The 25,947-nt window shown below is 62.8% G+C and carries 24 protein-coding genes; 23 read left to right on the forward strand and 1 reads right to left on the reverse strand.

What is annotated here, in order from left to right; translation table 11 throughout:
* Nucleotides 1-86 precede the first annotated feature (86 nt).
* The 13 genes from Q8L25_RS13315 to rlmD all read left to right on the forward strand — a co-directional run bounded on the left by Q8L25_RS13315 (nucleotide 87) and on the right by rlmD (nucleotide 14,641).
* Nucleotides 87-458, forward strand: a complete 372-nt coding sequence (locus Q8L25_RS13315; RefSeq protein WP_308925277.1) for a PspC domain-containing protein — start codon at nucleotides 87-89, stop codon at nucleotides 456-458.
* Nucleotides 448-1,878 carry a dihydrolipoyl dehydrogenase gene (lpdA, locus tag Q8L25_RS13320; protein ID WP_308925278.1) on the forward strand — a complete coding sequence of 477 codons (1,431 nt, stop codon included), beginning with the start codon at nucleotides 448-450 and terminating at the stop codon, nucleotides 1,876-1,878. Before Q8L25_RS13315 ends, lpdA begins: the two co-directional genes overlap by 11 nt.
* 69 nt (nucleotides 1,879-1,947) lie before the next feature.
* Nucleotides 1,948-3,045, forward strand: coding sequence for a cell division protein ZapE (zapE, locus tag Q8L25_RS13325; RefSeq protein WP_308925279.1), 1,098 nt, complete (start codon nucleotides 1,948-1,950; stop codon nucleotides 3,043-3,045).
* Nucleotides 3,046-3,068: 23 nt separating this feature from the next.
* Nucleotides 3,069-3,773 carry a hypothetical protein gene (locus Q8L25_RS13330; protein WP_308925280.1) on the forward strand — a complete coding sequence of 235 codons (705 nt, stop codon included), beginning with the start codon at nucleotides 3,069-3,071 and terminating at the stop codon, nucleotides 3,771-3,773.
* Between the two features lie 157 nt (nucleotides 3,774-3,930).
* Entirely contained in the window at nucleotides 3,931-4,131 is a 201-nt protein-coding gene (locus tag Q8L25_RS13335) for a YdcH family protein (protein ID WP_065310554.1), read from the forward strand.
* A gap of 61 nt (nucleotides 4,132-4,192) precedes the next feature.
* Entirely contained in the window at nucleotides 4,193-6,214 is a 2,022-nt protein-coding gene (locus Q8L25_RS13340) for an ATP-dependent DNA helicase (protein ID WP_308925281.1), read from the forward strand.
* A gap of 267 nt (nucleotides 6,215-6,481) precedes the next feature.
* The gene (locus Q8L25_RS13345; RefSeq protein ID WP_308925282.1) at nucleotides 6,482-7,087 is read left to right on the forward strand and encodes a toll/interleukin-1 receptor domain-containing protein; all 606 of its coding nucleotides are present in this window, start codon (nucleotides 6,482-6,484) and stop codon (nucleotides 7,085-7,087) included.
* Nucleotides 7,088-7,098: 11 nt separating this feature from the next.
* Complete coding sequence (locus Q8L25_RS13350; protein ID WP_308925283.1) at nucleotides 7,099-9,432, forward strand: tetratricopeptide repeat protein; 2,334 nt, start codon at nucleotides 7,099-7,101, stop codon at nucleotides 9,430-9,432.
* An 86-nt stretch (nucleotides 9,433-9,518) separates the two neighbouring features.
* Complete coding sequence (gene surE, locus Q8L25_RS13355; RefSeq protein ID WP_308925284.1) at nucleotides 9,519-10,256, forward strand: 5'/3'-nucleotidase SurE; 738 nt, start codon at nucleotides 9,519-9,521, stop codon at nucleotides 10,254-10,256.
* Nucleotides 10,253-11,143, forward strand: coding sequence for a protein-L-isoaspartate(D-aspartate) O-methyltransferase (locus Q8L25_RS13360; protein ID WP_308925285.1), 891 nt, complete (start codon nucleotides 10,253-10,255; stop codon nucleotides 11,141-11,143). Before surE ends, Q8L25_RS13360 begins: the two co-directional genes overlap by 4 nt.
* Nucleotides 11,144-11,185: 42 nt before the next feature.
* Complete coding sequence (locus Q8L25_RS13365; protein ID WP_308925286.1) at nucleotides 11,186-12,124, forward strand: peptidoglycan DD-metalloendopeptidase family protein; 939 nt, start codon at nucleotides 11,186-11,188, stop codon at nucleotides 12,122-12,124.
* 8 nt (nucleotides 12,125-12,132) lie between these two features.
* A complete protein-coding gene (rpoS, locus tag Q8L25_RS13370) occupies nucleotides 12,133-13,155 on the forward strand; it encodes an RNA polymerase sigma factor RpoS (protein WP_308925287.1) in 1,023 nt (340 codons plus the stop codon).
* 142 nt (nucleotides 13,156-13,297) lie between these two features.
* Complete coding sequence (gene rlmD, locus Q8L25_RS13375; protein WP_308925288.1) at nucleotides 13,298-14,641, forward strand: 23S rRNA (uracil(1939)-C(5))-methyltransferase RlmD; 1,344 nt, start codon at nucleotides 13,298-13,300, stop codon at nucleotides 14,639-14,641.
* A gap of 328 nt (nucleotides 14,642-14,969) precedes the next feature.
* Here the strand turns inward: rlmD and Q8L25_RS13380 are convergent, their stop codons facing one another.
* Nucleotides 14,970-15,644 carry a Bax inhibitor-1/YccA family protein gene (locus Q8L25_RS13380; protein ID WP_374694269.1) on the reverse strand — a complete coding sequence of 225 codons (675 nt, stop codon included), beginning with the start codon at nucleotides 15,642-15,644 and terminating at the stop codon, nucleotides 14,970-14,972.
* 231 nt (nucleotides 15,645-15,875) lie between these two features.
* On the opposite strand from Q8L25_RS13380, the gene ndk reads away from it, so the two are divergent.
* From ndk to hfq, 10 genes are all read left to right on the forward strand, one after another.
* Nucleotides 15,876-16,292 carry a nucleoside-diphosphate kinase gene (gene ndk, locus Q8L25_RS13385; RefSeq protein ID WP_308925290.1) on the forward strand — a complete coding sequence of 139 codons (417 nt, stop codon included), beginning with the start codon at nucleotides 15,876-15,878 and terminating at the stop codon, nucleotides 16,290-16,292.
* A 117-nt stretch (nucleotides 16,293-16,409) separates the two neighbouring features.
* A complete protein-coding gene (rlmN, locus tag Q8L25_RS13390; RefSeq protein WP_308925291.1) occupies nucleotides 16,410-17,585 on the forward strand; it encodes a 23S rRNA (adenine(2503)-C(2))-methyltransferase RlmN in 1,176 nt (391 codons plus the stop codon).
* An 11-nt stretch (nucleotides 17,586-17,596) separates the two neighbouring features.
* The gene (gene pilW, locus Q8L25_RS13395) at nucleotides 17,597-18,373 is read left to right on the forward strand and encodes a type IV pilus biogenesis/stability protein PilW (RefSeq protein ID WP_308925292.1); all 777 of its coding nucleotides are present in this window, start codon (nucleotides 17,597-17,599) and stop codon (nucleotides 18,371-18,373) included.
* Between the two features lie 13 nt (nucleotides 18,374-18,386).
* Nucleotides 18,387-19,349, forward strand: a complete 963-nt coding sequence (locus Q8L25_RS13400; RefSeq protein WP_308925293.1) for a helix-turn-helix domain-containing protein — start codon at nucleotides 18,387-18,389, stop codon at nucleotides 19,347-19,349.
* Between the two features lie 40 nt (nucleotides 19,350-19,389).
* Nucleotides 19,390-20,664, forward strand: a complete 1,275-nt coding sequence (gene ispG, locus Q8L25_RS13405; protein ID WP_308925294.1) for a flavodoxin-dependent (E)-4-hydroxy-3-methylbut-2-enyl-diphosphate synthase — start codon at nucleotides 19,390-19,392, stop codon at nucleotides 20,662-20,664.
* Between the two features lie 58 nt (nucleotides 20,665-20,722).
* On the forward strand, nucleotides 20,723-22,084 hold the full coding sequence (gene hisS / locus Q8L25_RS13410) for a histidine--tRNA ligase (RefSeq protein WP_308925295.1): 1,362 nt from the start codon (nucleotides 20,723-20,725) through the stop codon (nucleotides 22,082-22,084).
* A gap of 69 nt (nucleotides 22,085-22,153) precedes the next feature.
* Complete coding sequence (locus Q8L25_RS13415) at nucleotides 22,154-22,822, forward strand: tetratricopeptide repeat protein (RefSeq protein ID WP_308925296.1); 669 nt, start codon at nucleotides 22,154-22,156, stop codon at nucleotides 22,820-22,822.
* A gap of 39 nt (nucleotides 22,823-22,861) precedes the next feature.
* Nucleotides 22,862-24,007 (forward strand): outer membrane protein assembly factor BamB, encoded by a 1,146-nt coding sequence (bamB, locus tag Q8L25_RS13420; protein WP_308925297.1) that lies wholly within the window; start codon nucleotides 22,862-22,864, stop codon nucleotides 24,005-24,007.
* Between the two features lie 5 nt (nucleotides 24,008-24,012).
* On the forward strand, nucleotides 24,013-25,359 hold the full coding sequence (gene der / locus Q8L25_RS13425; protein ID WP_034752028.1) for a ribosome biogenesis GTPase Der: 1,347 nt from the start codon (nucleotides 24,013-24,015) through the stop codon (nucleotides 25,357-25,359).
* 250 nt (nucleotides 25,360-25,609) lie between these two features.
* Complete coding sequence (gene hfq / locus Q8L25_RS13430) at nucleotides 25,610-25,846, forward strand: RNA chaperone Hfq (RefSeq protein WP_008450615.1); 237 nt, start codon at nucleotides 25,610-25,612, stop codon at nucleotides 25,844-25,846.
* The last annotated feature ends 101 nt before the right edge of the window (nucleotides 25,847-25,947 follow it).

Below are 25,947 nucleotides of genomic sequence, written 5' to 3' on the forward strand. Positions count from 1 at the left end.
AGCCGCCGGGGCAGTGCAAGCAGTACCGTTGTCCCCCCCCGTGCCAGAAGACGCAGCTGGCTGATCTCAACTCAAAGAGGATTCCCATGAACGTCTCTGAAGAAATCAAGCGTCTGCATGAGTTACACCTGGCTGGCGCATTAAGCGATAGCGAATTTGCGCAAGCCAAGGCCAAACTATTGGGCGGCATCAACCTGGACAAGCCGGACAACACGTTCGGCGATGGTCCCGCGAACGACCTGGTACAAGAGTTCAGCCGGCTGCGCCGCTCGCGCGGCGACCGTTGGCTGGGCGGTGTATGTGGCGGCCTGGGCCGCGCTTCCGGCATGGAAGCGTGGATCTGGCGCCTGGTGTTCGTGCTGTTTACGCTGACCTTCGGCTTTGGCGTGGTGATTTACCTTCTATTGTGGATTTTCGTCCCGGACGAAGAGATTGGAATAACAAAACATGAGTACTAAACAATTTGACGTCGTCGTCATCGGCGCCGGCCCTGGCGGCTACATCGCCGCCATCCGCGCCGCCCAGCTGGGCTTTACCGTCGCTTGCGTCGACGAGTGGTCGAACGCCAAGGGCGGCGCCGCTCCTGGCGGTACCTGCACCAACGTCGGCTGCATCCCGTCGAAAGCGCTGCTGCAGTCGTCCGAGCATTTCGAACACGCGGGCCACAGCTTCGCCGAGCACGGCATCGATGTCGCCGGCCTGAAACTGAACCTGGGCCAGATGTTGAAGCGCAAGGATACCGTCGTCAAGCAGAACAACGACGGCATCCTGTACCTGTTCAAGAAGAACAAGATCGCCTTCTTCCACGGCCGCGCCTCGTTCGCCGGCGCCGCTGGCGAAGGCTACGAGATCAGCGTGGTTGGCGCCGCCAACGAAACGTTGACGACCAAGCACGTCATCATCGCCACCGGTTCCAACGCACGCGAGCTGCCGGGTGCGCCATTCGACGAGAAGCTGATCCTGTCGAACACCGGCGCACTGGCGATCGACGCCGTACCGGCCAAGCTGGGCGTGATCGGCGCCGGCGTGATCGGCCTGGAAATGGGCAGCGTATGGCGCCGCCTGGGTTCCGACGTGACCATCCTCGAAGGCCTGCCGGTATTGCTGGGCGCGGTCGACGAGCAGATCGCCAAGGAAGCGGGCAAGCTGTTTGCCAAGCAAGGCCTGAAGATCAGCCTGGGTTGCAAGATCGGCACCATCACGCCGGGCAAGAAAGACGTCAGCGTGGAATACGTCGATGCCAAGGGCGAAGCTGTCACCGCCGTATTCGACAAGCTGATCATTTCGATCGGCCGTACGCCGAACACCAACGGCCTGGCTGCCGATAAAGTCGGCCTGCAACTGGACGAGCGCGGCTTCATCGCCGTCGACGGCGACTGCAAGACCAACCTGCCGAACGTGTGGGCGGTGGGCGACGTGGTGCGCGGCCCGATGCTGGCGCACAAGGCCGAAGAAGAAGGCGTTGCCGTGGCCGAGCGTATCGCCGGCCAGCATGGCCACACCAACTTCAACACGATTCCCTGGGTGATCTACACCTCGCCGGAAATCGCGTGGGTCGGCAAGACCGAGCAGACGCTGAAAGCCGAAGGCATCGCCTACAAGGCCGGCAGCTTCCCGTTCCTGGCCAACGGCCGTGCGCGCGCGCTGGGCGATACGTCCGGCATGGTCAAGTTCCTGGCCGACGCGACCACCGACGAAATCCTCGGCGTGCACATCGTCGGTCCGATGGCCTCCGAGTTGATTTCGGAAGCCGTGGTGGCGATGGAATTCAAGGCTTCGGCCGAAGACATCGCGCGCATCTGCCACGCCCACCCGTCCCTGTCGGAAGCGACCAAGGAAGCGGCGCTGGCGGTTGACAAGCGTACCTTGAACTTTTAATCGTAGTTAGTCTTACAGGGGCGCTCGCGGTGTTGGCCGCCAGCGCCCCTGCGCGTTGAATCGAGTCCCATGAACGTAGAAGAGTTTTACCAGAACGCGTTGCAGCAGCGCGATTTCAAGGCCGACGCGGCACAGCGCCGCGCCGTCGACCGCCTGCAACTGTGCTATGACGAATGGGTGGCCTACAAGGGCCAGCGATCGAGCACCTTCAAGCGCCTGATCAATCGCCCATCCGTGCCGAAAGGCGTGTACATGTGGGGCGGGGTAGGGCGCGGCAAGTCCTTCTTGATGGACAGTTTTTATTCGGTGGTGCCGCTGGTGCGCAAGACGCGCCTGCACTTCCATGAATTCATGCGCGGCGTGCACCAGCAGCTCGATGAACTGAAAGGCGTGGCCGACCCGCTCGACGAGGTCGCCAAACGAATCGCCAAGAAATACCGCCTGATCTGCTTCGATGAATTCCACGTCTCCGACATCGCCGACGCGATGATCCTGTACAACCTGCTGTCTGCCCTGTTCGACAACGGCGTGTCCTTCATCATGACCTCGAACTACGATCCCGACCTGCTGTATCCGGACGGCCTGCACCGCGACCGCATGCTGCCGACCATCGCGCTGCTCAAGGCCAAGCTCGACGTGATGAATGTCGACGCCGGCGTCGACTACCGCGGCCGTGCGCTGGAACAGGTCGACAGTTACTATACGCCGCTGGGCGCGGCCACCGACAAGGCGCTGCGCGACGCCTACACGCGCATTGCCGAGACGGCCGACGAAGACGCGCGCATCCGCATCGAGAGCCGCGAAATCCACTGCCTGCGCCGCGCCGGTGGCATCATCTGGTTCGACTTCGCCACCCTGTGCGGCGGACCCCGCTCGCAAAATGATTATCTTGAAATCGCCAGCCGCTTTCATACAGTGATATTGTCGGCGATACCGGCCATGTCGGCGGCGCAGTCGTCCGAGGCGCGCCGCTTCACCTGGCTGATCGACGTGTTTTACGACCAGAAGGTGAAACTGATCATGTCGGCCGAAGTGCCGCCCGAGCAGCTGTATACGAACGGCATGCTGGCCAATGAATTTCACCGTACCGTATCGCGCATCGTCGAAATGCAATCGCGCGAATACATGGAAAAAGAACAGCGCGGCGCGGCCGACGCGATCGTTTGAAACAAGGCAGGCAAAGGATGAAAATGATGGCAAGAATCAAGTTGGGCATGGCCTTGGGCCTGGCGCTGCTGCTGTCGGCTTGCGCCGTGCAGAACAAGGCGGCCATGGATGAGGTGGGCATGCCGCAGGTGCCGCCCACCGTGACGATGGCCGAGGCTGACGCCAAGCTCAAGCAGGTCGCCAGCGAACGCGCCGCCGCCGAGAGCGCTTATGCGGCGCGCGAACTGGTGTGCTATGACCGCTTTTTTGTGAACAACTGCCTGGACCAGGCCAAGGAAACGCGCCGCGTGACTCTGGTGCGCCTGCGCGCCATCGAAGCCGAGGCCAGCCATTTCCAGCGGGCCGAATCGGTACGCCTGCGTGACGCCGACCTGGCGCGCACGCAACAGGACGCACGTGACGAGCTGGCCGAGCGCACCGCCGCCACCTCGAAGGCCGTGAAAGTGGTCACGCCGGAAGCCAGGCCGGCCAAGCCGGCCGGCCCGACCCTGGCCGAACGCCAGGCCCAGCACGCTGCTGAAGTGAAGCAACAGGCTGCGCAAGATGCCGCCGAGGCGCCGCAGCGCGCCGCGCGCGAGGCCAATTTTGCGCGCAAGCAGGCCGAAGCGGTAAAACGCCAGGAAAGAGTCGCCAAGCGCCTGGCCGAGCGCGAGAAAGCGGCCGCCGCCAAGGCCGCCCGCGCGGCCGCTGCCGCCAGCGCACCGCCGCCGCCGATCGGCGATAACTGAATTGGCCATGGCCGGCCGCAATGGCTGGCCCTGAAATGGCGTGCCGTATCGCGCGCGGCAGGTTAAACTACGGCCTTGCCGGTGATGCCGGCGCAGAGTCAGCGCAGGCGCGCCACGCCTGCGCCCGTTTACTCCCACATTATCTGGAACGCAACACATGAGCGATGCACAGCATATACAGCGGCGCCTGATTGAACTGGACGTCGAACACCGTGACCTCGATGCCGTCATCGAGTTGCTGGTGCTCGATGGCCATCATGACGAGCTGCAACTGCGGCGCCTGAAAAAGCGCAAATTGCAATTGAAAGACCATATCACCTTGCTGAAAATGCAATTGGTGCCCGATGTGCCCGCCTGAGGGACGCCAGTAGCGTCCGGCCCAGTCCTTACCTAAGTTTATTTTGACCGATCACCAATTATTGCCTGCCAGCCAAGACGGCTTGCCGCCCGAGCCAGCCGACGTCGTGGCAGCCGAACCCGGCAAGCACGACGCCGACATCGAACGCCTGTTCGGCGCCGGCGGCCCGCTGGGCCCGGCGGTGGGCAGCTACAAGCCGCGCCGCTCGCAAACCGAGATGGCCAAGGCCATCGCCCACGCCATCGACAGCCAGACCACCCTGATCGCCGAGGCGGGCACGGGTACCGGCAAGACCTTTGCCTACCTGGTGCCGGCCCTGATGTGGGGCGGCAAGACGATTGTTTCCACCGGTACCAAGAATTTGCAGGATCAATTGTTCCTGCGCGATATCCCAACCGTGCGCGCCGCGCTGCAGGCGCCGGTCTCGGTGGCCCTGCTGAAGGGCCGCTCGAACTACGTCTGTCATTACCACCTGGAACGCACCTTGCAGAACGGCCGCATGACCTCGCGCGACGACGTCGGCCATCTGCGCGAGATTTCACGCTTCCTGAAAATGACCAGTTCCGGCGACAAGGCGGAATTGGCCAAGGTGCCCGAGAACGCCATGATCTGGAACCTGGTCACGTCCACGCGCGACACCTGCATGGGCGCCGAATGCCAGTATTACCAGGATTGCTTCGTGATGAAGGCGCGCAAGGAAGCCCAGCAGGCCGACGTGGTGGTGGTCAACCACCATTTGTTCTTCGCCGACGTGGCCCTGAAAGACACCGGCGTGGCCGAATTGCTGCCGTCCGCCAATACCATCATCTTCGATGAGGCGCACCAGCTGCCCGATACCGCCACCTTGTTCTTTGGCAATACGGTGTCGACCTCGCAAATCCTGGAGCTGTGCCGCGACGTGCTGGCCGAAGGGCTGGCCCATGCGCGTGGCATCGACTGGGCCAAGACGGTGACAGTGGTGGAAAAAGCCGCGCGCGACCTGCGCCTGACCTTCCCGCAAGACATCGTGCGCCTGTCCTTGCCGCAGATCGCGCCGTCGAGCGATTTCTTTCCTGCGCTGGAGACTCTCAAGGATGAGCTTGACGGCATGGTGGCCGTGCTCGAGACCCAGGCCGAACGGGCCGAGACGCTGGAACAGTGCCGCGTGCGCGGCGTGGAACTGGCGCAGCAGCTGAGCAGCTGGAAGTTCGACCCGAAGGCAAAGATCGCCGCCGGCGAGGAAGCCGTGTTCTGGGTCGAGGCGTTTTCCAGCTCCTTGCAACTGCACAAGACGCCGCTGTCGATCGCGCCCATTTTCAACAACCAGCGCGAAGGCACGCCGCGCAGCTGGATCTTTACCTCGGCCACCCTGGCCGTTAAAAACGACTTCAAGCATTTTTCCGAACAGATGGGGCTGACGGGCGAACCGTCGCATACCTGGCCGTCGCCGTTCGACTATGGCCAGCAGGGCTTGCTGTTCGTGCCGCAAAACCTGCCGCAGCCCAATTCGCTGGGCTACACGGATGCCGTCATCGACTGCGCCTTGCCGATCATCGAGGCGGCCGGCGGGCGCACCTTCTTCCTGTGCACCACCTTGCGCGCCGTGAAGCGGGCGGCCGAACGGCTGGCCGACGAATTCAAGCAGCGCGGCCTGGACTTCCCGCTGTTCGTGCAGGGTGACCGTGGCCGCACCGAATTGCTGGACCAGTTCCGCGCGGCCGGCAATGGCGTGCTGATCGGCAGTCAGAGTTTCTGGGAAGGCGTTGACGTGCGCGGCGACGCCTTGTCCTTGGTCATCATCGACAAGCTGCCGTTCGCGCCGCCCGACGATCCGGTACTGGCGGCGCGCATCGAGGTGATGGAAAAGCAGGGCAAGAACGGTTTCATGCACCATTCGCTGCCGGAAGCCATCATCAACCTGAAGCAGGGCGCCGGCCGGCTGATCCGCGACGAGGGCGACCGCGGCGTGCTGATGATCTGCGATCCGCGATTGATTTCCAAGCCGTATGGCAAGCGCATCTGGCAAAGCCTGCCGCCGTTCAAGCGCACGCGCGACACGGCCGAGGTGATCGAGTTTTTCCGCAGCCTGCCGGCCAAGTCGTAGGCACCTTCCTGGCTGGCGCGCCCGCGCCGGCCAGTTTCCCTTTTTAATCAAGTACCTGGCGCATGGCCGCGCAGCTTGCGTGCGCGCCTGATACGCCAATAATTGGCATATTCAGGCTTGATTCTGGCATGTTTCGGCGTCGCGGCCTGAGGCGACGATGTTTGCGCGTGCGCAAATATGGACGTGCTCAGCGGTTTACAGTGGACGCAGTCCTTGTCGGTCAACATGCGGTGACGGGAGGGTAGTACCGGGAACAGGGGGGATGCCATGGATATCCGCTACGGCTGTTTCTTAAGCTATGCGCACGGAAATTTCGCTTTCATGAACAAGTTCAAGAACGATCTCGTGGAAGCCCTGTCGTGCTACCTGGAACCCCACCTCGACCGCGAAGACGCCCTGTTCATCGACAGCGAACAGCTCGGTGGCGGCGATGACCTCGACCGTCGCGTGGCGCGCGCCATGTGCGAAAGCGTGTGCATGATCGTGCTGTACACGCCCAAATACGAAGCCCATGGCTATACGCGGCGCGAGTTTGCCGCCATGCAATTGATCGAGCAGGAGCGCCGCAGCTGGTACGAACTGCCCAGCCATTTGATCATCCCCATCATCATGACGCAGCACCCCGACGGCCTGCCGGCGCAAATCGCCGGCCCCGGCTTCTACGTCGATTTTTCCGCCTACACGCTGGCCAGCGGCGACCTGAAATCGAATCCGCAATATCTGCCCGATATCAAGAAAATCGTGCAGCGCATCGCCCGGCATTATCAATTGCTCAAGCGCTCGACACCGCCAGGTCATGATTGCAGCCGCTTCGTCCTGCCGGATATCCCGCCGCAGTGGCGCGCGGTGCCGCCCCCTCACTTCCCACGTTAAAGGTCCCCGCCATGGAATGCCCACGCCTGTCCCTGCCGCCTTTGAGCGCCCCTGGTGAAGTCGTCACCTTTTACTCCTACAAGGGCGGTACCGGCCGCACCATGGCCCTGTCGAATATCGCGGTGCTGCTGGCGCGCCGCGACAACGCCAGCGTGCCGGTGTTGATGCTGGACTGGGACATGGAGGCGCCCGGCCTGCACCATTATTTCGAGCAGCACGAGGAGTGTCCTGGCGTGCTGGAGTTCTTCGAGGCTTGCCGCGAACAGCTCGAACGCCTGGGCGCCATGCATCCGGCGGGCCACGGGCCGGGCGGCGAGCAGGACTATGCGGCGCTGGCCGAGCGCGTGCTCGACGCCATCGACTGGCAGCAATACGTGGTGCGGGTCGACCAGGGCAGTCCCTTGTACCTGATGCGCGCCGGGCGTTTCGACGCCAGCTACAGCGAACGGCTGGCGCAGATGCGCTGGGATCAGTTGTTCGACGCCTGCCCGGCGCTGTTTCGCTGCTTTGCCGATACCCTGGCGCGGCACTTCCGCTACGTGCTGGTCGATTCGCGCACCGGCCGCACCGACAGCGCCGGCATCTGCACCACCTTGCTGCCCAGGAAACTGGTGGTGGTCTTCACGCCGAACCGGCAAAGCCTGGAAGGCGTCGATGCGCTGGTGACGCGCGCCATCGAATACCGGCGCAGTCATGAAGATGAACAACGCCAGCTGCTGGTGTATCCGCTGCCGTCGCGCATCGAAATGGGCGACGGCGCACAGCGTGCGGAATGGCGCCGCGGCGACAGCTACAAGGGTATCGCCGGCTACCAGCCGATGTTCGAGCGCCTGCTGCGTACCTCGTACGGCCTGTCGCAGATCGCGCTCGACAGCTATTTCGATGAAGTCCAGCTGCAGCAGACCAAGACCTTCGCCTATGGCGAGCAGCTGGCCGTGCGCATCGACCAGGGCGGCGACCGTTTTTCGCTGACGCGCACCTTCGAAGCCTTTCTGCAATGGCTGACGGGCGGCTATTTTCCGTGGCAGTCGAGCCGCGAGATCGGCCTGCTGGCCGCCATCGACGAGGCACGGCGGGCGCTGCAGCTCGAACCGGGCCGCGCCGTGGCCCTGCCGCTGGCGCGCGACCTGGCCCGGCTGGGCGAGCTGTACCGCAAAGACGGCCGGCCGGAACAGGCGCTCGACGCCTTCCGGCAAAGCGTCGAGATCCGCACCCGCATATTGGGTGGCGAGCATATCGATACCCTGGCCGGCAAGAGCGGCATGGCGCGCCTGCTGCGCCAGCTGGGCAGCCTGGGCGAAGCGCGCCAGCTGGAAGAAGACGTGGCCGAGGCACGCGAGCGGCTGCAGGGCGCCGAACATGCCGATACCCTGGCTGCCAAGGCCTGCCTGGCGCAGACCCTGATGCGCCAGGGCGATTATGCGGCCGCGCTGGCCCTGCAGGATGCGGTGCTGGCCAGCCAGTTGCGCCAGCTGGGCAATGAGCATCCCCGCACCCTGAGCGCGATGGACTGCCGCGCCACCACCTTGTTGCACATGGGCAGTCTGGACGAGGCGCGGCAATTGCTGGAGACCGTGGTGGCCGCGCGCGCGCGCCTGTTTGGCGCCGAGCATGGCGACACCCTGCACAGCAAGCTCGCGCTGGCCCAGGTGCTGGGCCGGCAGGGCGACCTGGACGGTGCGCGCCAGTTGCTCGACGCCATATTGCAGGCGCAGGAACGCACCCTGGGCCTCGACCATCCGGCCACCCTGGCCACGCGCGACCGCCTGGCCGATATCGTGTCCGGGCTGGGCGACTGGGCCGGTGCGCGCCTGCTGCATGAAAACCAGGTGGCGGCGCGCGAGCGCACGCGCGGACTCGACCATCCTGAAACACTGATGAGCCAGCGCAAGCTGGCCGAGGCGCTGCTGCGGCGCGGTGAACTCGAGGCCGCCCGCAGCGTGCAGGAGCAGGTGCTGGAAGTGCATGCGCGCGTGCTGGGCGAGCATCATCTCGATACCTTGCACAGCCGCAAGCAGCTGGCCGGCACCATGCAGCAGCAAGCCATCCTGGCCGACCACGGCGTGTCCGATACGGACGCGCCGGAGAGCCTGGCCAGCATGATCGCCATGCTGCAGGGCATGATCGAGCGCGAGCAATATCGCCAGGCCGGCGAACTGGCCGAACACCTGAAGTCCTGCCTGCTGCGCCCCGGCGTGCCGGGCAAGCTGCGCAAGCGCGGCATGGCCCAGCTCAAGCACCTGTACAAGCTGCAGGGTGACCTCGACGCGCTGTTTGCGCTGCAGGAAGATGAAGTGCAGGCGCTGGAGGGGGCGTTGTCGGAAGCGGGTATCGAACAGCGTTGAATCGGGGTTGTTTGTAATGCAAAAAAATGCCGTATTGCATCGTCGTCCACGCGCAGCAGAAGCGTTGCTTCGGGTAAAATCTCGGCATGAGAATTTTAATCAGTAATGACGATGGCTACCTGGCGCCGGGCCTGGCCGCCCTGGCCGATGCCTTGGCGCCGATCGCCGAGATCGTGGTGGTGGCGCCCGACAGCAATCGCTCGGGCGCGTCCAATTCCCTGTCGCTGGACCGGCCGCTGTCGGTGCACAAGGCCGGCAACGGCTTTTATTATGTCAACGGTACGCCGACCGACTGCGTGCACGTGGCGCTGACCGGCATGATGCTGGAGCGGCCCGACCTGGTGGTGTCTGGCATCAACAACGGCCCCAACATGGGCGACGACACCCTGTATTCGGGAACGGTGGCGGCCGCCACGGAAGGCTATCTGTTCGGCATCCCGGCGATCGCCTTCTCGCAGGCCGAGTATGGCTGGGTCAATCTCGATGCGGCCGCGCGCGTGGCGCGCGACATCGTCGAGCGCCGCTTCGACGAATTGCAAAAGCCGTATCTGCTGAACGTGAATATTCCTGCCATTCCATACGAGCAGCTGCAGGGCATTACCGCCACCCGGCTGGGCAAGCGCCATTCGGCCGAGCCGGTGATCCGCGCGCTCGATCCGCGCGGCCGCGAAATTTTCTGGATCGGTCCGGTGGGCGCGACCCGCGAAGCCGGTCCCGGCACCGACTTTCATGCGGTGGCGCAAGGGCAGGTGTCGATCACGCCGCTGCAGATCGACCTGACCCATGTGGCGCAACTCGACGCGCTGTCGAAAGGCCTGGCATGAGCGACAAGCCGCGCAGTTTCCCTTTGTCGCTCGATGCGCTGGCCGGCAAGCCGTCGCGCCAGGGCGCGGCGCCCACGCTGGCCCAGTCGCGCATCGCCACGCCGCAAACGGCGACCCAGAACAAGGCGCAAAACGCCGTGCGCGGCGCTGCGCCCACTTATGGCGCGCCCAACGGCATCACGCCGTCACGCGCGCAGGCGATCGCCAACCAGCGCGCGCAGCCCTTGCCGGCGGCGGCACCCAGGCAAAATCCGCTGGTCTCGGACGCGGTGCGGCGTGCCATGGTGGCGCGCATCGTCAAGCAGGGCGTCAAGGACCAGCTGGTGCTCGACGCCATGCAGGCCGTGCCGCGCCATCTGTTCATGGACGAGGCGTTCGCCTCGCAGGCGTATATCGACGCGTCCTTGCCGATCGGCCACCAGCAAACCATTTCCCAACCGTATATCGTGGCGCGCATGATCGAAGTGATGCGCAATGGTGGCGCCCTGCAGCGCGTGCTCGAGATCGGCACCGGCTGCGGCTACCAGGCGACGGTGCTGTCGCGGGTGGCGAAGGAGGTGTTTTCCATCGAGCGCATCAAGCCGCTGCACGAGCTGGCCAAGGCCAACTTGCGCCCGCTGCGCGTGCCGAACCTGCGTTTGCAGTACGGAGATGGTATGCTCGGTCTGCCGCAGGCGGCGCCCTTTGACGGGATCATCCTTGCCGCAGCCGGCCTGGAAGTGCCGCAAGCCCTGTTGGAGCAATTGACGATAGGCGGGCGCCTGGTGGCGCCGGTGGGCGACAAATTGCAGCATTTACAACTCATTACCCGGGTAGGAAAAATGGAGTGGACCAGCGCAGCGCTGGAAGACTGCCATTTCGTGCCTTTGCGCCCGGGCACCATCTGATCCGCGGATCAGCCAGCAAGCAGGACAGATAACGACATGCGAATGATGAAACAAACCAAGGTACTCCTCAGCGCCATCACGCTGGCCATGCTGCTCAGCGCTTGCGGCACCACCGGCGTGCAGGCGCCCGTGGTCGAACGCCAGCATACGCCAGGCACGGCCTCGGCCAGCGAGGCGCGTGACCGCGATCCGGCCCTGTACACCGTCAAACGCGGCGACACCCTGTTGCGCATCGCGCTTGAACATGGCCAGAACTACCGCGACCTGGCGGCATGGAATAACATCAGCGATGTGAACGACATCAAGGTCGACCAGGTATTGCGCGTGCTGCCGCCGACCGGCGACACGGGCGGCGCCCAGACCTCGGCCGTCGTCATGCCGGCCATTACCGAAGTGCGCCGCGCCGCGCCGGTGGTGCCGAAAAAGAACGGTCCGCGCGGCGAGAAGCGGCCGTATTCCGATGCCACCCTGGCCGAACTGCGCAGCGATGCCGGCGTGGCCGAGTCCCCGCCAGCGGCCCCGCCGGCGGCGCCGCTGGCCGTGCCGGCCAAAGCCGCCGTGGCCACCAGCGGGACCGGCGCGCCGGCCGCCGCCGTGGTCGCCGCCGGCGATGAAAAGCTCAGCTGGATGTGGCCGTCAGAAGGCAAGGTGATCGGTACCTTCGACGAAGGCAAGAACAAGGGCGTCGATATCGCCGGCAAGGCCGGCCAGCAAGTGGTGGCCGCCGGCGCCGGAAAAGTAATGTACGCTGGCAGCGGCATCCGAGGTTATGGTAACCTTGTTATCGTGAAGCACAGTAACAGTTTATTGTCGGCTTACGCGCATAACCGCAGCATTCTGGTGAAGGAAGGGCAGAGCGTCAACAAGGGCCAGGCCATCGCCGAAATGGGCGATTCCGATGCCGACCGCGTCAAGCTCCACTTTGAAATCCGCCAGCAGGGCAAGCCTGTCGATCCGTCCAAGTTCCTGCCTAACCGTTAGGTAAAGCAATGAAAAACACGCCGCACGATCCGCATGATGACGAACCGGACCCGCACGACGAAGTGGCGGACGAGGTACTGACTGATGATGACGGCGAGCTCGACGGCATAGATCCGGCCGGGGCCGGTGACGCGGTGGTTGCCACCGTGGTGGTCGACAGCGTCGACGAATTGAAAAAAGTGCTGGCGGCCGAACTGTCGACCGATACCACCCAGCACTACCTGAACCAGATCGGCACGCGTCCGCTGCTGACGGCGCCGCAGGAAGTGCATTACGCGACCCTGGCCAAGCAGGGCAATTTCGAAGCGCGGCAAACCATGATCGAGCACAACCTGCGCCTGGTCGTGTCGATCGCCAAGCATTACATCAACCGCGGCGTGGTGCTGCTCGACATGATCGAGGAAGGCAACATCGGCCTGATGCGTGCCATCGACAAGTTCGAGCCCGAGCGCGGTTTCCGTTTTTCTACCTACGCCACCTGGTGGATACGCCAGAGCATCGAGCGCGCCATCATGAACCAGGCGCGCACGGTGCGCCTGCCGGTGCACATGGTGCGCGAACTGAATCAGATCCTGCGCGGCAAATACCACCTCGAAGCGCAGCACCACGACGGCAAGGATGCGTCGGCCGAAGACATCGCCCACCTGGTGGGGCGGCCGGTGGAGGAGGTGCAGGATATCCTGGCGCTGTCCGAACACGCCACCTCGCTCGACGCCCCGCTCGACAACGATCCGCAATCTTCCCTGATGGACATGCTGCCCGGCGCCAGCGAAGACAGTCCCGACGCGCGCGCCGAACACCATGAAATGACGGTGCTGGTGCGCGACTGGCTGAGCAAACTGCCCGACAAGCAGCGCGTGGTGATCATGCGCCGCTTCGGTCTCGACAACGACGATCCGGCCACCCTGGAAACCCTGGCCGAGGAAATGGGCGTCACGCGCGAACGGGTACGCCAGATCCAGCAGGAGGCCCTGATCAAATTGAAACGGGCCATGGCGGCACGCGGCGTGGTGCGCGACTCCTTGCTCTGACTGTTCCAACACAGGCTGGCCCGGCTATTCGGGGCCTGCATCTGCTATCATACGCCCCGCTCGCGGCGCCTGACCTTTCCCTGTTCTCCTTCAAGTTTCAGCGCGGCCCTGCGTCCTGGCCCACTTTTACCTATTGATCGCTATGCAAGAAAATATCATCGAAATCAAATCGCTCGACATGGACGCGCGCGGCGTCGGCCATATCGAGAATGAAGACGGCTCGCCGGGCAAGGTCGTGTTCGTCGAAGGCGCCTTGCCGGGCGAACGGGTCAGCTTCGTGACGTTCAAGAAGAAGAAGAACTGGGAAGCGGCCCGCATGACGGCGCTGCACCGCGAGTCGTCGCTGCGCGTCACGCCCAAGTGCAAGCATTTCGATTACTGCGGCGGCTGCTCGATGCAGCACCTGGAGCCATCGGCCCAGGTCGCCATCAAGCAGCGTGTGCTGGAAGACAACCTCTGGCATATCGGCAAGGTGCGCGCCGAGAACATCATGCGCCCGATGTACGGCCCAACCTGGGGCTACCGCTACCGCGCGCGCCTGTCGGTGCGCCACGTAAAGAAAAAAGAGACGGTGCTGGTCGGTTTCCATGAAAAGAAATCGGCCTTTGTCGCCGATATCGACAGCTGCGAAATCCTGCCGCCGCATATCTCCGCCATGCTGCTGCCGCTGCGCGCGCTGATCGGTTCGCTGTCCATCTTCGACCAGATGCCGCAGATCGAGCTGGCCATCGGCGAAGACGTTACCGCCATGGTGCTGCGCATCATGGCGCCGTTGACCGCGGACGATGAAACCAAGCTGAAAGCGTTTGCCGACGAATACGGCGTGCAATGGTGGCTGCAGGTAAAAGGGCCGGAGACGGCGGTGCCGTTCTATCCGCTCGACAAGCAGCTGCATTACCTGCTGCCGGAATTCAACGTGCGCATGCCGTTCAAGCCGGTCGACTTTACCCAGGTGAACCACCATATCAACCGCGTGCTGGTGTCGAAAGCGCTGCGCCTGCTGGAAGTCCAATCGACAGATCGCGTGGCCGACCTGTTCTGCGGCCTGGGCAATTTCACCTTGCCGCTGGCGACGCAGGGCAGCGAAGTGGTCGGCATCGAAGGCAGCACCACCCTGACCGAGCGCGCGCTGGAAAACGCGCTGGCCAATGGCTTGTCGGAAAAAACCTCGTTCTCGACCCGCAATCTGTTCGAAGTCACCACCGACGACCTGATCGCCCTGGGCAAGTTCGACCGCATCCTGGTCGACCCGCCGCGCGACGGCGCCATGGCCCTGTGCCAGGCGCTGGTGGGCTTGGCGCAGGTGCGCCCGGAGATGCTGCCCAAACGTATCGTCTATGTATCGTGCAGCCCGTCGACCCTGGCGCGCGACGCCGGCATCCTGGTGCTGGAAGCCGGTTACAAGCTCAGCAAGGCGGGTGTAGTGAACATGTTTCCGCATACTTCGCATGTGGAGTCGATGGCGGTGTTTGATCTGATGGCGTAAAGCGTAAAAACAGCGGGCCGGAGACGCGGGCCCGAGAAAATGCCGATGGCTGCGTTGCAGCTCCTTGCCCTCGACATTTTTCGGGCCCGCTTGGCCCGGATAGCCTGTGCAGGGGACGGGGGTTCTAACGAGCCTTGCTGATGAGCTTGTTTTTGGCGATGCGATTTGATGGACGTAAAAAAACCGGCCGAAGCCGGTTTTTTTGTTGCTGCATCATTCCAATTATAAGCGCTTCGCAAAAACGTTCAGGGCAAGGCGTGGCGCCGAAGGCAGTACGCTAGTACGGCGAGGCGCCGCAACGCAGCCATGGGCGTTTTTGTAACGGCGCTTAATCGCGGCTGCCGCCGGCGAAGCCCAGCAGGGACAGCAGGCTGGTGAAGATGTTGTACACGTCCAGGTAGATGCGCAGGGTGGCCGAGATGTAGTTGGTCTCGCCGCCGTTGATGATCTGCTGCACGTCATACAGGATGTAGGCCGAGAAGATCGCAATCGCCACGACCGAGATCACGATCGACAGTGCCGACAGGCCCAGGAAGATATTCGCTACCGACGCCAGGATCAGCACGATCACGCCGGCGAACAGCCATTTGCCCATTGCCGAAAAATCACGCTTCGATACCGTGGCGATAGTCGCCATCACGGCCAGGATGGTGGCCGTGCCGCCGAAGGCCGTCATGATCAGCATGCCGCCGTTCGAGTAGCCCAGGGTGCGGGTCAGGATAGGCGTGAGCATCAGGCCCATGAAGAAAGTGAAGCCCAGCAGGACGGCGACGCCGAGGCCCGAGTTCTTGGTTTTTTCAATCGCGTACATGAAGCCGAACGCCACCACCATGAAGATGATGAAGCCCATGCCGCCGGTCAGCATCGGCAGGTGCATCTGCACACCGATGAAAGCGCCCAGCACGGTCGGTATCATGGACAGCGCCAGCAGCCAGTAGGTATTGCGCAAGACCTGGTGGCGTACTTGTTGCATGCCTCCCGACAGGTCAAAGGTGCGTTGCATGTTCTGATTCATAAAGCCTCCGTGTTGTCAAATCGATTTACTTCTTTGTGCAAGGATAGCATGGACCCGCTTTTTTGCAAAAAAACCAGCTTAAGATTCCATTAAACGCATCCGGGTTGCAGGAACCTGACTGTCATGCTGGGTGACATGAAGCGTAGTATGGTAAAATCGAAGGTTGATTGAACTATCAATTATTGTTTTAAACCTTTCTTTTTATTGGAGTTTTCACACATGGCAATCGAACGCACCCTGTCAATCATCAAACCAGACGCAGTTGCAAAAAACGTAATCGGCCAAATCTACAGCCGTTTCGAAAACGCTGGCCTGAAGATCGTTGCAGCCCGCATGACCCAACTGACGCGCGAACAAGCTGAAGGCTTCTACGCAGCGCACAAAGAGCGCGGCTTCTTCAACGACCTGGTGACCTTCATGGTTTCCGGTCCAGTCATGATCCAGGCCCTGGAAGGCGAAAACGCCGTTCTGGCCCACCGTGACCTGATGGGCGCAACGGATCCGAAAAAAGCGGAAAAAGGCACGATCCGCGCCGATTTCGCCGATTCGATCGATGCCAACGCCGTACACGGTTCGGACGCTGTCGAAGCTGGTCAAGTGGAAATCGCTTACTTCTTCCCAGAACTGAAGGCCTAATCGCCTTGGATAACGTTATTTCCTGGCGTTATCTGTGAAATAACTTTATCACCCCTGTTCCCGCTGCGCCTGATTTTTCTGTGCGCGCGGGGACGGATTTTTAGAATAGGCAACATCATGACGACGACTACCCTCACCAACTTGCTGGACCTCGATCCCGCGCAGCTGATCGCTTATTGCGCCGAGTTGGGAGAGAAACCGTTTCGTGCGAAACAATTGCAACGCTGGATACATCAGTTTGGCGCCTCCGACTTCGACGCCATGACCGACCTGGCCAAGTCGCTGCGCGACAAGCTGGCCACGCGTGCCGAAGTGCGCGCCCCGGCCATCATCAGCGACCATACCTCCACCGACGGCACGCGCAAGTGGCTGGTCGACGTGGGCAATGGCAATGCCGTGGAAACCGTGTTCATCCCGGAAGAAAATCGCGGCACCCTGTGCATTTCGACCCAGGCCGGCTGCGCCGTCAACTGCCGTTTCTGCTCGACCGGCAAGCAGGGCTTCAACCGCAACCTCAGCGTGGGCGAGATCATCGGCCAGCTGTGGATGGCGGAATTCGAACTGCGCCGCACCAAGGGCATCGAGCCGGGCCCGAAGGGCGAACGCCAGATCACCAACGTGGTGATGATGGGCATGGGCGAGCCGCTGCTGAACTTCGAGCCGACCGTCACCGCCCTCAAATTGATGCTCGACGATAACGCCTACGGCCTGTCGCGCCGCCGCGTGACCCTGTCGACCTCGGGCGTGGTGCCGATGATGGACAAGTTGTCGCAGGAAGTGCCGGTGGCGCTGGCCGTCTCGCTGCACGCCTCGAACGATACCTTGCGCGATGGCTTGATTCCGCTGAACAAGAAATACCCGTTGAAGGAGTTGATGGCGGCCTGCAAGCGCTATCTGGAATTCGCGCCGCGCGACTTCATCACCTTCGAATACTGCATGCTGGACGGCGTCAACGACAGCGACGAACACGCGCGCGAACTGCTGGCGCTGGTGCAGGACCGCGAGTTCGGCGTGAACTGCAAGTTCAACCTGATCCCGTTCAATCCCTTCCCCGAGTCGGGCCTGTTCCGCTCGAAAAACCCGCGCATCAAGGCGTTTGCCCAGGTGCTGATGGATGGCGGCATCATCACCACCGTGCGCAAGACGCGCGGCGACGATATCGATGCGGCCTGCGGCCAGCTGGCCGGCGAAGTCAAGGACCGCACGCGGGTGCAGGAGCGGATGGAAAAGATGACGGAATACCAGCAAAAGTTCGGCGCCAATTTCGGCAAGATCGTCGAGATCCGCTCCTGATGCGGGGAGGCATGGCTTACCCTCGCGCGCTTGCCGTGGCTGCTGTCAGCCTGGCCGTGCTGCTGGCCGGCTGTGCTTCCACCTCGGACGACGGGCAGGCCGCCTCCTTGCGCGAACGTGCCGCGCTGCGCCTGCAGCTGGCCAGCGCCTACTATGAGCAAGGCCAGTTCGGCGTTGCCTTGACAGAGGTGGAGCGGGCGCTTACTCTGGCGCCGGGCGACGCCCAGGCTTACGGCATGCGCGCGCTGATCCTCGCCGCCATGCGCCAGCCTGCGCCTGCTGAAAAAGATTTTCTTTACGCATTGCGCCTTGCGCCCCACAATCCCGAGTTGAGCAATAATTACGGCCAGTTCCTGTGCCAGACCGGGCGCGCGGCGCAATCGCTGGCGTATTTTGACGCGGCGCTGCAAGATGCTGCCTATCTGTCGCCGGAAAAGGCGCTGAACAATGGCGGCGCTTGCAGTCTGGCAATGAAAGATTATGCGCGTGCGAGCGCTTACTGGCTGCGCGCGGAGCGCTTGGCGCCGGGCGTGGCAAGCACTTACGCCGGACTGGCGCGCACGTATTACGAACAGCAGGACTACCGGCAGGCGGCGCGCTATCTGGAGCGCCTCGGCGGTGTAACGATTATGGAAAGCCAGACGGCCGATGTGCTGTGGCTAGCGATCAAGGTGCGGCATAAGCTCGGAGATGCGGGTGCGGAAGCTGGCCTGGTGGCGCAATTGCGCCGCCACCATTCCGGCTCGCCCGAATATGCTGCTTATCAAAGTGGGGCGTTTGATGAGTGAGACAGGGATACCAATGAATTCAGAGCGGGCAGAAACACCTCAGCAGCAGCCGCAGGGCAATCTTGCGTCGGCAGGCGCGCAACTGAAGGCGCAGCGCGAAGCACTGGGCTGGCCGGTGGAGCAGGTGGCTGAGCAGCTCAAGCTGGCGCCGCGCCAGGTGGTGGCGCTGGAAGAGGGCGATGTGGCGGCCTTGCCGAACCTGGCCGTGGTGCGCGGTTTCGTGCGCGCCTATGCCAAGGTGGTGCGGCTCGATGCGGCGCCGCTGGTGGCGATGATCGCAGTCCATCCGCCGACGCCGGTGCACGAACACCAGGCCGCGCCTGCGCGCCGCGATATTTCGGCCACGTTTTCCGAGTCGCGCTTTCCGTCGATGACGCAGCGCTCATCGCATTCCGGCGTGTGGATCGCCGGCGCCGTGGCCGTGGTGGCCGCCGCCGCTTTTGGCGCCTATAAAATGGGTTATGTGCCGGAGACCCTGTTTGCCCATGGCGACAAGGAAGCCGTGCACACGGGCGTGACCGCGCCGGTGGAAACCACCCTGATCAAGCCGGGCCAGGATCTGTCGCCGGTGCAGACGCCGTCGGTGCCATTGATTTCCGTGCCGCCACCGGCCGGGGCAGGGACCAGCACCAGCACCGATACGCCGGCACCCGCTCCAGCGTCAACCTTGGCCGCAGCGCCTGCCACCGTGCCAGCGCCGGCAGCCGAGACGCCAGCGGCAGCGCCGGCCGTCGCCAGCGCCAATGCGCTGGTCCTGAAGGTGGAACAGGATTCCTGGGTTGAAATTCGCCGCCCCGGCAGCACGCCGCTGATTTCGCGCCTGGTCAAGGCGGGCAGCACGGAAACGTTCGATATCACCGGCCCGGCCGTGCTGGTGGTGGGCAAGCCTGACGTGGTGCAGGCCACCCTGCGCGGCGCCAGGCTGGACCTGCCGACCATCTCGGGCGGCACGATTGCCCGCGTGAATATCAAGTAACGGCTTCAAGTAACTCGTTCAACAAGACAAGACTATGAATATGGCTACCTCGAATACAGCGATCGGCTCCGGCCCGTCCGGCCGGCGCGACAGCCGCAAGGTGCTGGTCGCCCACGGCCAGCGCCAGATCTGGGTGGGCGGCGACGCCCCCGTGGTGGTGCAGTCGATGACCAATACCGATACCGCCGACGCCATCGGCACGGCGATCCAGATCAAGGAACTGGCGCGTGCCGGTTCGGAACTGGTGCGCTTGACGGTGGACCGGCCCGAAGCGGCGATGGCCGTGCCGTATATCCGCGACCAGCTCGACAAGATGGGCATCGACGTGCCGCTGGTAGGGGACTTTCACTATAACGGCCACACTCTGCTGAACGACTATCCCGATTGCGCACGCGCGCTGTCGAAGTACCGTATCAATCCGGGCAACGTCGGCAAGGGCGCCAAGCGCGACACGCAATACGCGCAGATGATCGAAGCGGCCTGCCGCTACGACAAGCCGGTGCGCATCGGCGTGAACTGGGGCAGCCTGGACCAGGCCCTGCTGGCGCGTATCATGGATGAAAACGCGGGCCGCGCCGAGCCATGGCCGGCGCAAGCCGTGATGTATGAAGCGCTGGTGACCTCGGCGATCGAAAACGCCGTGCGCGCCGAAGAGCTGGGCCTGGCGCGCGACAAGATCATCCTGTCGTGCAAGGTGTCCGGCGTGCAGGACCTGATCGCCGTCTACCGCGAGCTGGCCAAACGCTGCGACTACCCGCTGCACCTGGGCCTGACCGAAGCGGGCATGGGCAGCAAGGGCATCGTCGCCTCCACGGCGGCGCTGTCGGTATTGCTGCAAGAGGGCATCGGCGACACCATCCGCATTTCGCTCACGCCCGAACCGGGCGGCGACCGCACGCGCGAAGTGATCGTCGGCCAGGAGATTCTGCAGACCATGGGCCTGCGCAAGTTTGCGCCGATGGTGATCGCTTGCCCAGGCTGCGGCCGCACGACGTCCACCACCTTCCAGGAACTGGCCGACAATATCCAGACCTATCTGCGCGAGCAGATGCCGGAATGGAAAAAATTGTATCCGGGCGTGGAAGCGATGAACGTGGCCGTGATGGGCTGCATCGTCAACGGTCCGGGAGAATCGAAACATGCGAATATCGGCATCAGCCTGCCCGGCACCGGCGAATCGCCGGCCGCGCCGGTGTTTGTCGATGGCGAAAAAGTCGTCACCCTGCGTGGCGAGCGCATCGTCGAGGAATTCCAGGACATTGTCCTGAAGTATGTAAAAAGCCATTATGGCAAGACTGCGCCGGTTGCCGCGTAGGTTGGATTAGCCTTCCGGGCGTAATCCGACAATCAAGTTAAAGCAAAGAAGAACACATATGTCCGAAAATAAAAAAGCCGATAAAATCACCGCCGTCAAAGGCATGAACGACGTGCTGCCGGCCGATGCGCCGCTGTGGGAGTTGTTTGAAAACACGGCACAGTCGGTGCTGCAAAGCTATGGCTTCCAGCAGATCCGCACGCCGATCGTGGAAGAAACGAAATTGTTCGCGCGCGCCATCGGCGCCGTCACCGATATCGTCGAAAAGGAAATGTATTCGTTCACCGATTCGATGAACGGCGACAACCTGACCCTGCGCCCTGAAGGCACGGCGGGCGTGGTGCGCGCGGTGGTCGAACACAATCTGGTCTACGAAGGCCCGAAACGCCTGTGGTACAAGGGCCAGATGTTCCGCCACGAGCGCCCGCAGAAGGGCCGCTACCGCCAGTTCCACCAGTTCGGGGTGGAAGCGATCGGTTTCACGGGCCCGGATATCGACGCCGAAATCATCATGCTGTCGCGCCGCCTGTGGGATGACCTGGGCCTGGAAGGCATCCGCCTGGAACTGAACTCGATCGGCGACGCGGCCGAGCGCCTGCGCCACCGCGCCGACCTGATCACCTACCTGGAAAGCCACAGCGAGCTGCTCGACGAAGAAGCCAAGCGCCGCCTGCACAGCAATCCGCTGCGCATCCTGGACACCAAGAACCCTGCCATGCAGGAACTGGTGAATGGCGCGCCGAAACTGCTGGAGTACCTGGGCGAGGAATCGCTGGCGCACTTCCACGGCCTGCAGAAGATTTTGAACCACAACAATATTCCGTTCACCATCAATCCACGCCTGGTGCGCGGCCTCGATTACTACAACCGCACGGTGTTCGAGTGGGTCAGCGACAAGCTGGGCGCGCAAGGCACGGTGTGTGCCGGCGGCCGCTATGACGGCATGGTCGAAATGTTCGGCGGTAAGTCGACCCCGGCCGTCGGCTTCGGCATGGGCGTCGAGCGCCTGGTGCTGCTGATGAAAGACGCGGCCGAACCGGAAGCCCCGGCCCAATGCGACGTCTACCTGGTGCACCAGGGCGAACAGGCGGGCCTGCAGGCCTTCGTGCTGGCCGAGCGCATCCGTGACGCCGGCCTGGACGTGGTGCTGCACTGCGCGGCCAGCAATGGCGGCGGCAGCTTCAAGACGCAGATGAAAAAGGCCGACGCCAGCGGCGCGGCGTTTGCCGTGATCCTCGGCGACGATGAAGTCGCCAACCATGTGGCCACCGTCAAAGCGCTGCGCGACGCCGAAGGCGCGGCGCAGCAGAACACGGTGCCGTTCGACGATGTCGTCGACTACGTGGTCGACCAGATCATCGGCGACCACGATTGCGGTCATGACCACGGCCCTGGCGGCCATGTGCATCACCATCATTGAACCACGTTGCCACAGCGATGTGGCAACATGGCGTACCCCTCGATCCACTACTCATTACACTGACGACTCATGGCATACGATCACGAAGAGCAAGAACAACTGGCATCCCTCTCGGCATGGTGGAAGCGCTATGGCAACCTGACCTCCTGGGTCCTGATCGTGGCGCTGGCCGGCTACAGCGGCTGGGCCGGCTGGCAGTACTACCAGCGTACCCAGGCCGCGCAGGCGGGCCAGCTGTACGATGAGCTGCAAGGCGCCATCGCCGCCAAGGACGCCGCCAAGATCCAACGTGCGGCCGGCGACATGCAGTCGCGCTTCGGTGGCACGGCGTACGCACAGATGAGCGGCCTGGCCGCGGCCAAGGCGGCCTTCGACGCGAATGATCTGAAAACCGCCAAGGCCCAGCTGCAATGGGTGGCCGAGCACGGCAGCGAGGAGTACAAGGTGATCGCCAAGCTGCGCCTGGCTGGCGTGCTGCTCGATGAAAAAGCCTACGACGACGCCCTGAAAGCCTTGTCGGGCGCCAGCGTGCCGCAATTTGCCGGCGCCGTGGCCGACCGCAAGGGCGATATCCTGGTCGCGCAGAACAAGCTGGCCGATGCGCGCACCGCCTACCTGGCCGCGTTCACCGCGACCGATAAAAACAACCCTGGCCGCCAGCTGATCCAGGTGAAACTGGAAGCGATCGGCGGCAGCGTGCCGGAAGAGAAGGCCAAGGCCGCGCCAGCGGCTGCCTGATAGTCCTTACAAGTACAAGAAAAAGGTTGGATAACATTTATGCGTCTCACTGAAAAGCTGGTAGCGGCAAGCCTGTTGGTCTTGATGGCGGGTTGCTCGTCATGGAATCCGTTTGCCAAGAAAGATCCGAAAACCGAGCCGGCCAAGCTGGTCGAGTTAAAATCGAGCATGGCCGTGCGCGAAGCATGGAAGTATTCGATCGGCAAGTCGGGCGTGTATGCGTTCACTCCGGCCCTGTCCGGCGGCAGCCTGTACGTGGTCAACGCCGATGGCGCGCTGGCGCGCCTCGATGCGGCCACCGGCCGTGAAGCCTGGCGCATCAAGGCCGGCACCGACATCACCTCCAGCCCCGGCACCGACGGCAACGTGGTGGCGGTCGGCGGCGTCAAGGGCGTGATCCTGGCGTTTGACGCGAATGGCAAGGAACTGTGGAAAGCCCAGGCGTCGAGCGAAGTGCTGACGGCGCCGGTGGTCGGCGAAGGCATGGTGGTGGTGCGCAGCGTCGACAACCGCATCCTCGGTTTCGATGCCAGGACCGGCGAACGCAAGTGGGTGGTGCAGCGCACGACGCCGGCCCTGACCCTGCGCAATGCGCCGGGCATGGTGCTCGGCGGCACGAACGTGTATGTCGCCCAGCCGGGCGGCAAGCTGGTGGCGCTGACGGCGGCCACCGGCGTGGTGCGCTGGGAAACCGTGGTCAGCGAACCGCGCGGCGCCACCGAACTGGAACGCGTCTCCGACATCGCCGGCACGCCGGTGGTGTTCGAAGGCGAAGTGTGCACCGTCACGTACCAGGGCAAGGCCGGTTGTTTCGACGCCGCCACGGGCGTGCCGCGCTGGACCAAGCCGGTCTCGTCCGATGTGGGCGTGGCGGTCGACCAGCGTTTCGTGTTTACCGCCGATGACCAGGGCACCGTGCTGGCATTCGCCCGCGAAGGCGGGCAGGGCGCGTGGAAGAACGAGGCGCTGGCGCGCCGCCGCCTGTCCACGCCCGCATCGTATGGCCGCAGCGTGGCCATCGGCGACTATCAAGGTTACATCCACTTCCTGTCACGGGAAGATGGCGCATTAATAGGTCGGGTCAGCACCGACGGCAGCCCGATCGTCTCGGTGCCGCTCGTTGCAGGTTCGAATTTGATTTTTCAAACCCAATCAGGGACAGTGACCGCTCTCGCGGTCGAGTAATACAAATGAAGCCGGTAATTGCACTAGTAGGTCGACCCAATGTTGGGAAATCGACTTTATTCAATCGTCTGACCCGCTCGCGCGATGCGCTGGTGGCGGATTTGCCTGGGTTGACGCGCGATCGTCACTATGGCGAAGGCCGTGTCGGCGAACGTCCCTTCCTGGTCATCGATACGGGTGGTTTCGAACCCGTCGCCAAGGAAGGCATCATGCACCAGATGGCACTGCAGACCAAGCAGGCCGTGGCCGAGGCCGACGTGGTGGTGTTCATCGTCGACGGCCGCCAGGGCCTGACGCCGCATGACAAGACCATCGTCGACTTCCTGCGCAAGAGCGGTCGCCCGGTCCTGTTGGTGGTCAACAAGAGCGAAGGCATGCGCTATACGGCCGTGGTGTCCGAGTTCTATGAACTGGGCATGGGCGATCCGTATGCGATCTCGTCCGCGCACGGCGACGGCGTCAACGACCTGGTCGAAGTGATGCTGGACCTGGCGTTCGCACAGCGTCCGGATGAGCCGGAAGAGCTGGAAAAAACCGACCGCGGCATCAAGATCGCCCTGGTCGGCCGTCCGAACGTGGGCAAGTCGACCCTCATCAACACCCTGCTGGGCGAAGAGCGCGTGATCGCCTTCGACATGCCGGGCACGACGCGCGACTCGATCGAGATTCCGTTCGAACGCGACGGCCAGCAATACACGCTGATCGACACGGCCGGCATCCGCCGCCGCGGCAAGGTGTTCGAAGCGATCGAGAAATTCTCGGTGGTGAAAACGCTGCAGTCGATTTCGGAAGCCAACGTGGTGGTGCTGATGCTCGACGCACAGCAGGATATCTCGGAACAGGACGCGCACATCGCCGGCTTTATCCTGGAATCGGGCCGTGCGCTGGTGGTGGCCGTCAACAAGTGGGACGGCCTGCAATCGCACGAGCGCGACGAGATCAAGATCGATATCGACCGCAAGCTCGATTTCCTGTCGTTCGCGCAGATGCATTTCATTTCGGCGCTGAAGGGCACCAACATCGGTCCGCTGATGAAGTCGCTCAACGCGGCGTATGCGGCCGCCATGTGCGACCTGTCGACACCGAAGCTGACGCGGGCCCTGATCGAAGCGGTGGAGAAGCAGGAACCGCGCCGCAAGGGTTCGATCCGTCCGAAGCTGCGCTACGCCCACCAGGGCGGCATGAACCCGCCGGTGATCGTGATCCACGGTAATGCGCTCGACGCCGTGGGCGACCCGTACAAACGCTATCTGGAAAAGCATTTCCGCGATACCTTTGCGCTGGTCGGCACGCCATTGCGGATCGAACTGCGTACCGGTAAAAATCCGTTTGCACGCACGCCGAGCAAATAAATCCGGCGTAACATTAAGCGTTAATTAAGGCGCCGCGGTAATAATGCGGCGCCAGCAGAAAATAATATTGCCATTCATGGGTATTAACGCCAGAATAATAAAGTGTTAATGCGCCATGCGCGACAGCGATCGCGAAAACAGGTTACAGTAGCTGTGACGCATCTTTCTCTGTGAGAGAGGTGTGAGAGCACTTGAAATCAAGCGAGTCGCCTCCAATTCTTACACAACAACATAAACAAACGGAGCTGTTATGAGCAACAAAGGGCAACTGTTACAAGACCCATTCCTCAATGCATTACGCAAAGAGCATGTTCCTGTCTCGATCTACCTGGTCAATGGCATTAAATTGCAGGGCCATATCGAATCGTTCGATCAATATGTCGTATTGCTGCGCAATACGGTGACACAGATGGTGTACAAGCATGCCATCTCGACAGTGGTGCCGGCCCGTGCCGTCAATCTCAATATTGAATCCGAAGCGGAGTAAAGCGTTGAGCTTGACGGCCCCGCGCCTTTCACCTTCCATCGCCTGCGTCCGTGCCAGCGGCGTTGATGCATCCGCATCGGCGCTCGCGACAACCTGTCTGT

Source organism: Janthinobacterium sp. J1-1 (assembly GCF_030944405.1).
Taxonomy (GTDB): Bacteria; Pseudomonadota; Gammaproteobacteria; order Burkholderiales; family Burkholderiaceae_D; genus Janthinobacterium.

Coding starts and splice junctions, on each gene's coding strand:
- lpdA (WP_308925278.1), top strand. CDS start 448: ATGAGTACTAAACAATTTGACGTCGTCGTCATCGGCGCCGGCCCTGGC.
- rlmD (WP_308925288.1), top strand. CDS start 13,298: ATGCAAGAAAATATCATCGAAATCAAATCGCTCGACATGGACGCGCGC.
- zapE (WP_308925279.1), top strand. CDS start 1,948: ATGAACGTAGAAGAGTTTTACCAGAACGCGTTGCAGCAGCGCGATTTC.
- ispG (WP_308925294.1), top strand. CDS start 19,390: ATGGCTACCTCGAATACAGCGATCGGCTCCGGCCCGTCCGGCCGGCGC.
- ndk (WP_308925290.1), top strand. CDS start 15,876: ATGGCAATCGAACGCACCCTGTCAATCATCAAACCAGACGCAGTTGCA.
- hisS (WP_308925295.1), top strand. CDS start 20,723: ATGTCCGAAAATAAAAAAGCCGATAAAATCACCGCCGTCAAAGGCATG.
- Q8L25_RS13345 (WP_308925282.1), top strand. CDS start 6,482: ATGGATATCCGCTACGGCTGTTTCTTAAGCTATGCGCACGGAAATTTC.
- Q8L25_RS13335 (WP_065310554.1), top strand. CDS start 3,931: ATGAGCGATGCACAGCATATACAGCGGCGCCTGATTGAACTGGACGTC.
- pilW (WP_308925292.1), top strand. CDS start 17,597: ATGGCTTACCCTCGCGCGCTTGCCGTGGCTGCTGTCAGCCTGGCCGTG.
- Q8L25_RS13330 (WP_308925280.1), top strand. CDS start 3,069: ATGATGGCAAGAATCAAGTTGGGCATGGCCTTGGGCCTGGCGCTGCTG.
- Q8L25_RS13350 (WP_308925283.1), top strand. CDS start 7,099: ATGGAATGCCCACGCCTGTCCCTGCCGCCTTTGAGCGCCCCTGGTGAA.
- Q8L25_RS13400 (WP_308925293.1), top strand. CDS start 18,387: ATGAATTCAGAGCGGGCAGAAACACCTCAGCAGCAGCCGCAGGGCAAT.
- bamB (WP_308925297.1), top strand. CDS start 22,862: ATGCGTCTCACTGAAAAGCTGGTAGCGGCAAGCCTGTTGGTCTTGATG.
- rlmN (WP_308925291.1), top strand. CDS start 16,410: ATGACGACGACTACCCTCACCAACTTGCTGGACCTCGATCCCGCGCAG.
- surE (WP_308925284.1), top strand. CDS start 9,519: ATGAGAATTTTAATCAGTAATGACGATGGCTACCTGGCGCCGGGCCTG.
- Q8L25_RS13380 (WP_374694269.1), bottom strand. CDS start 15,644: ATGCAACGCACCTTTGACCTGTCGGGAGGCATGCAACAAGTACGCCAC.
- Q8L25_RS13365 (WP_308925286.1), top strand. CDS start 11,186: ATGATGAAACAAACCAAGGTACTCCTCAGCGCCATCACGCTGGCCATG.
- hfq (WP_008450615.1), top strand. CDS start 25,610: ATGAGCAACAAAGGGCAACTGTTACAAGACCCATTCCTCAATGCATTA.
- Q8L25_RS13315 (WP_308925277.1), top strand. CDS start 87: ATGAACGTCTCTGAAGAAATCAAGCGTCTGCATGAGTTACACCTGGCT.
- Q8L25_RS13360 (WP_308925285.1), top strand. CDS start 10,253: ATGAGCGACAAGCCGCGCAGTTTCCCTTTGTCGCTCGATGCGCTGGCC.
- Q8L25_RS13415 (WP_308925296.1), top strand. CDS start 22,154: ATGGCATACGATCACGAAGAGCAAGAACAACTGGCATCCCTCTCGGCA.
- rpoS (WP_308925287.1), top strand. CDS start 12,133: ATGAAAAACACGCCGCACGATCCGCATGATGACGAACCGGACCCGCAC.
- der (WP_034752028.1), top strand. CDS start 24,013: ATGAAGCCGGTAATTGCACTAGTAGGTCGACCCAATGTTGGGAAATCG.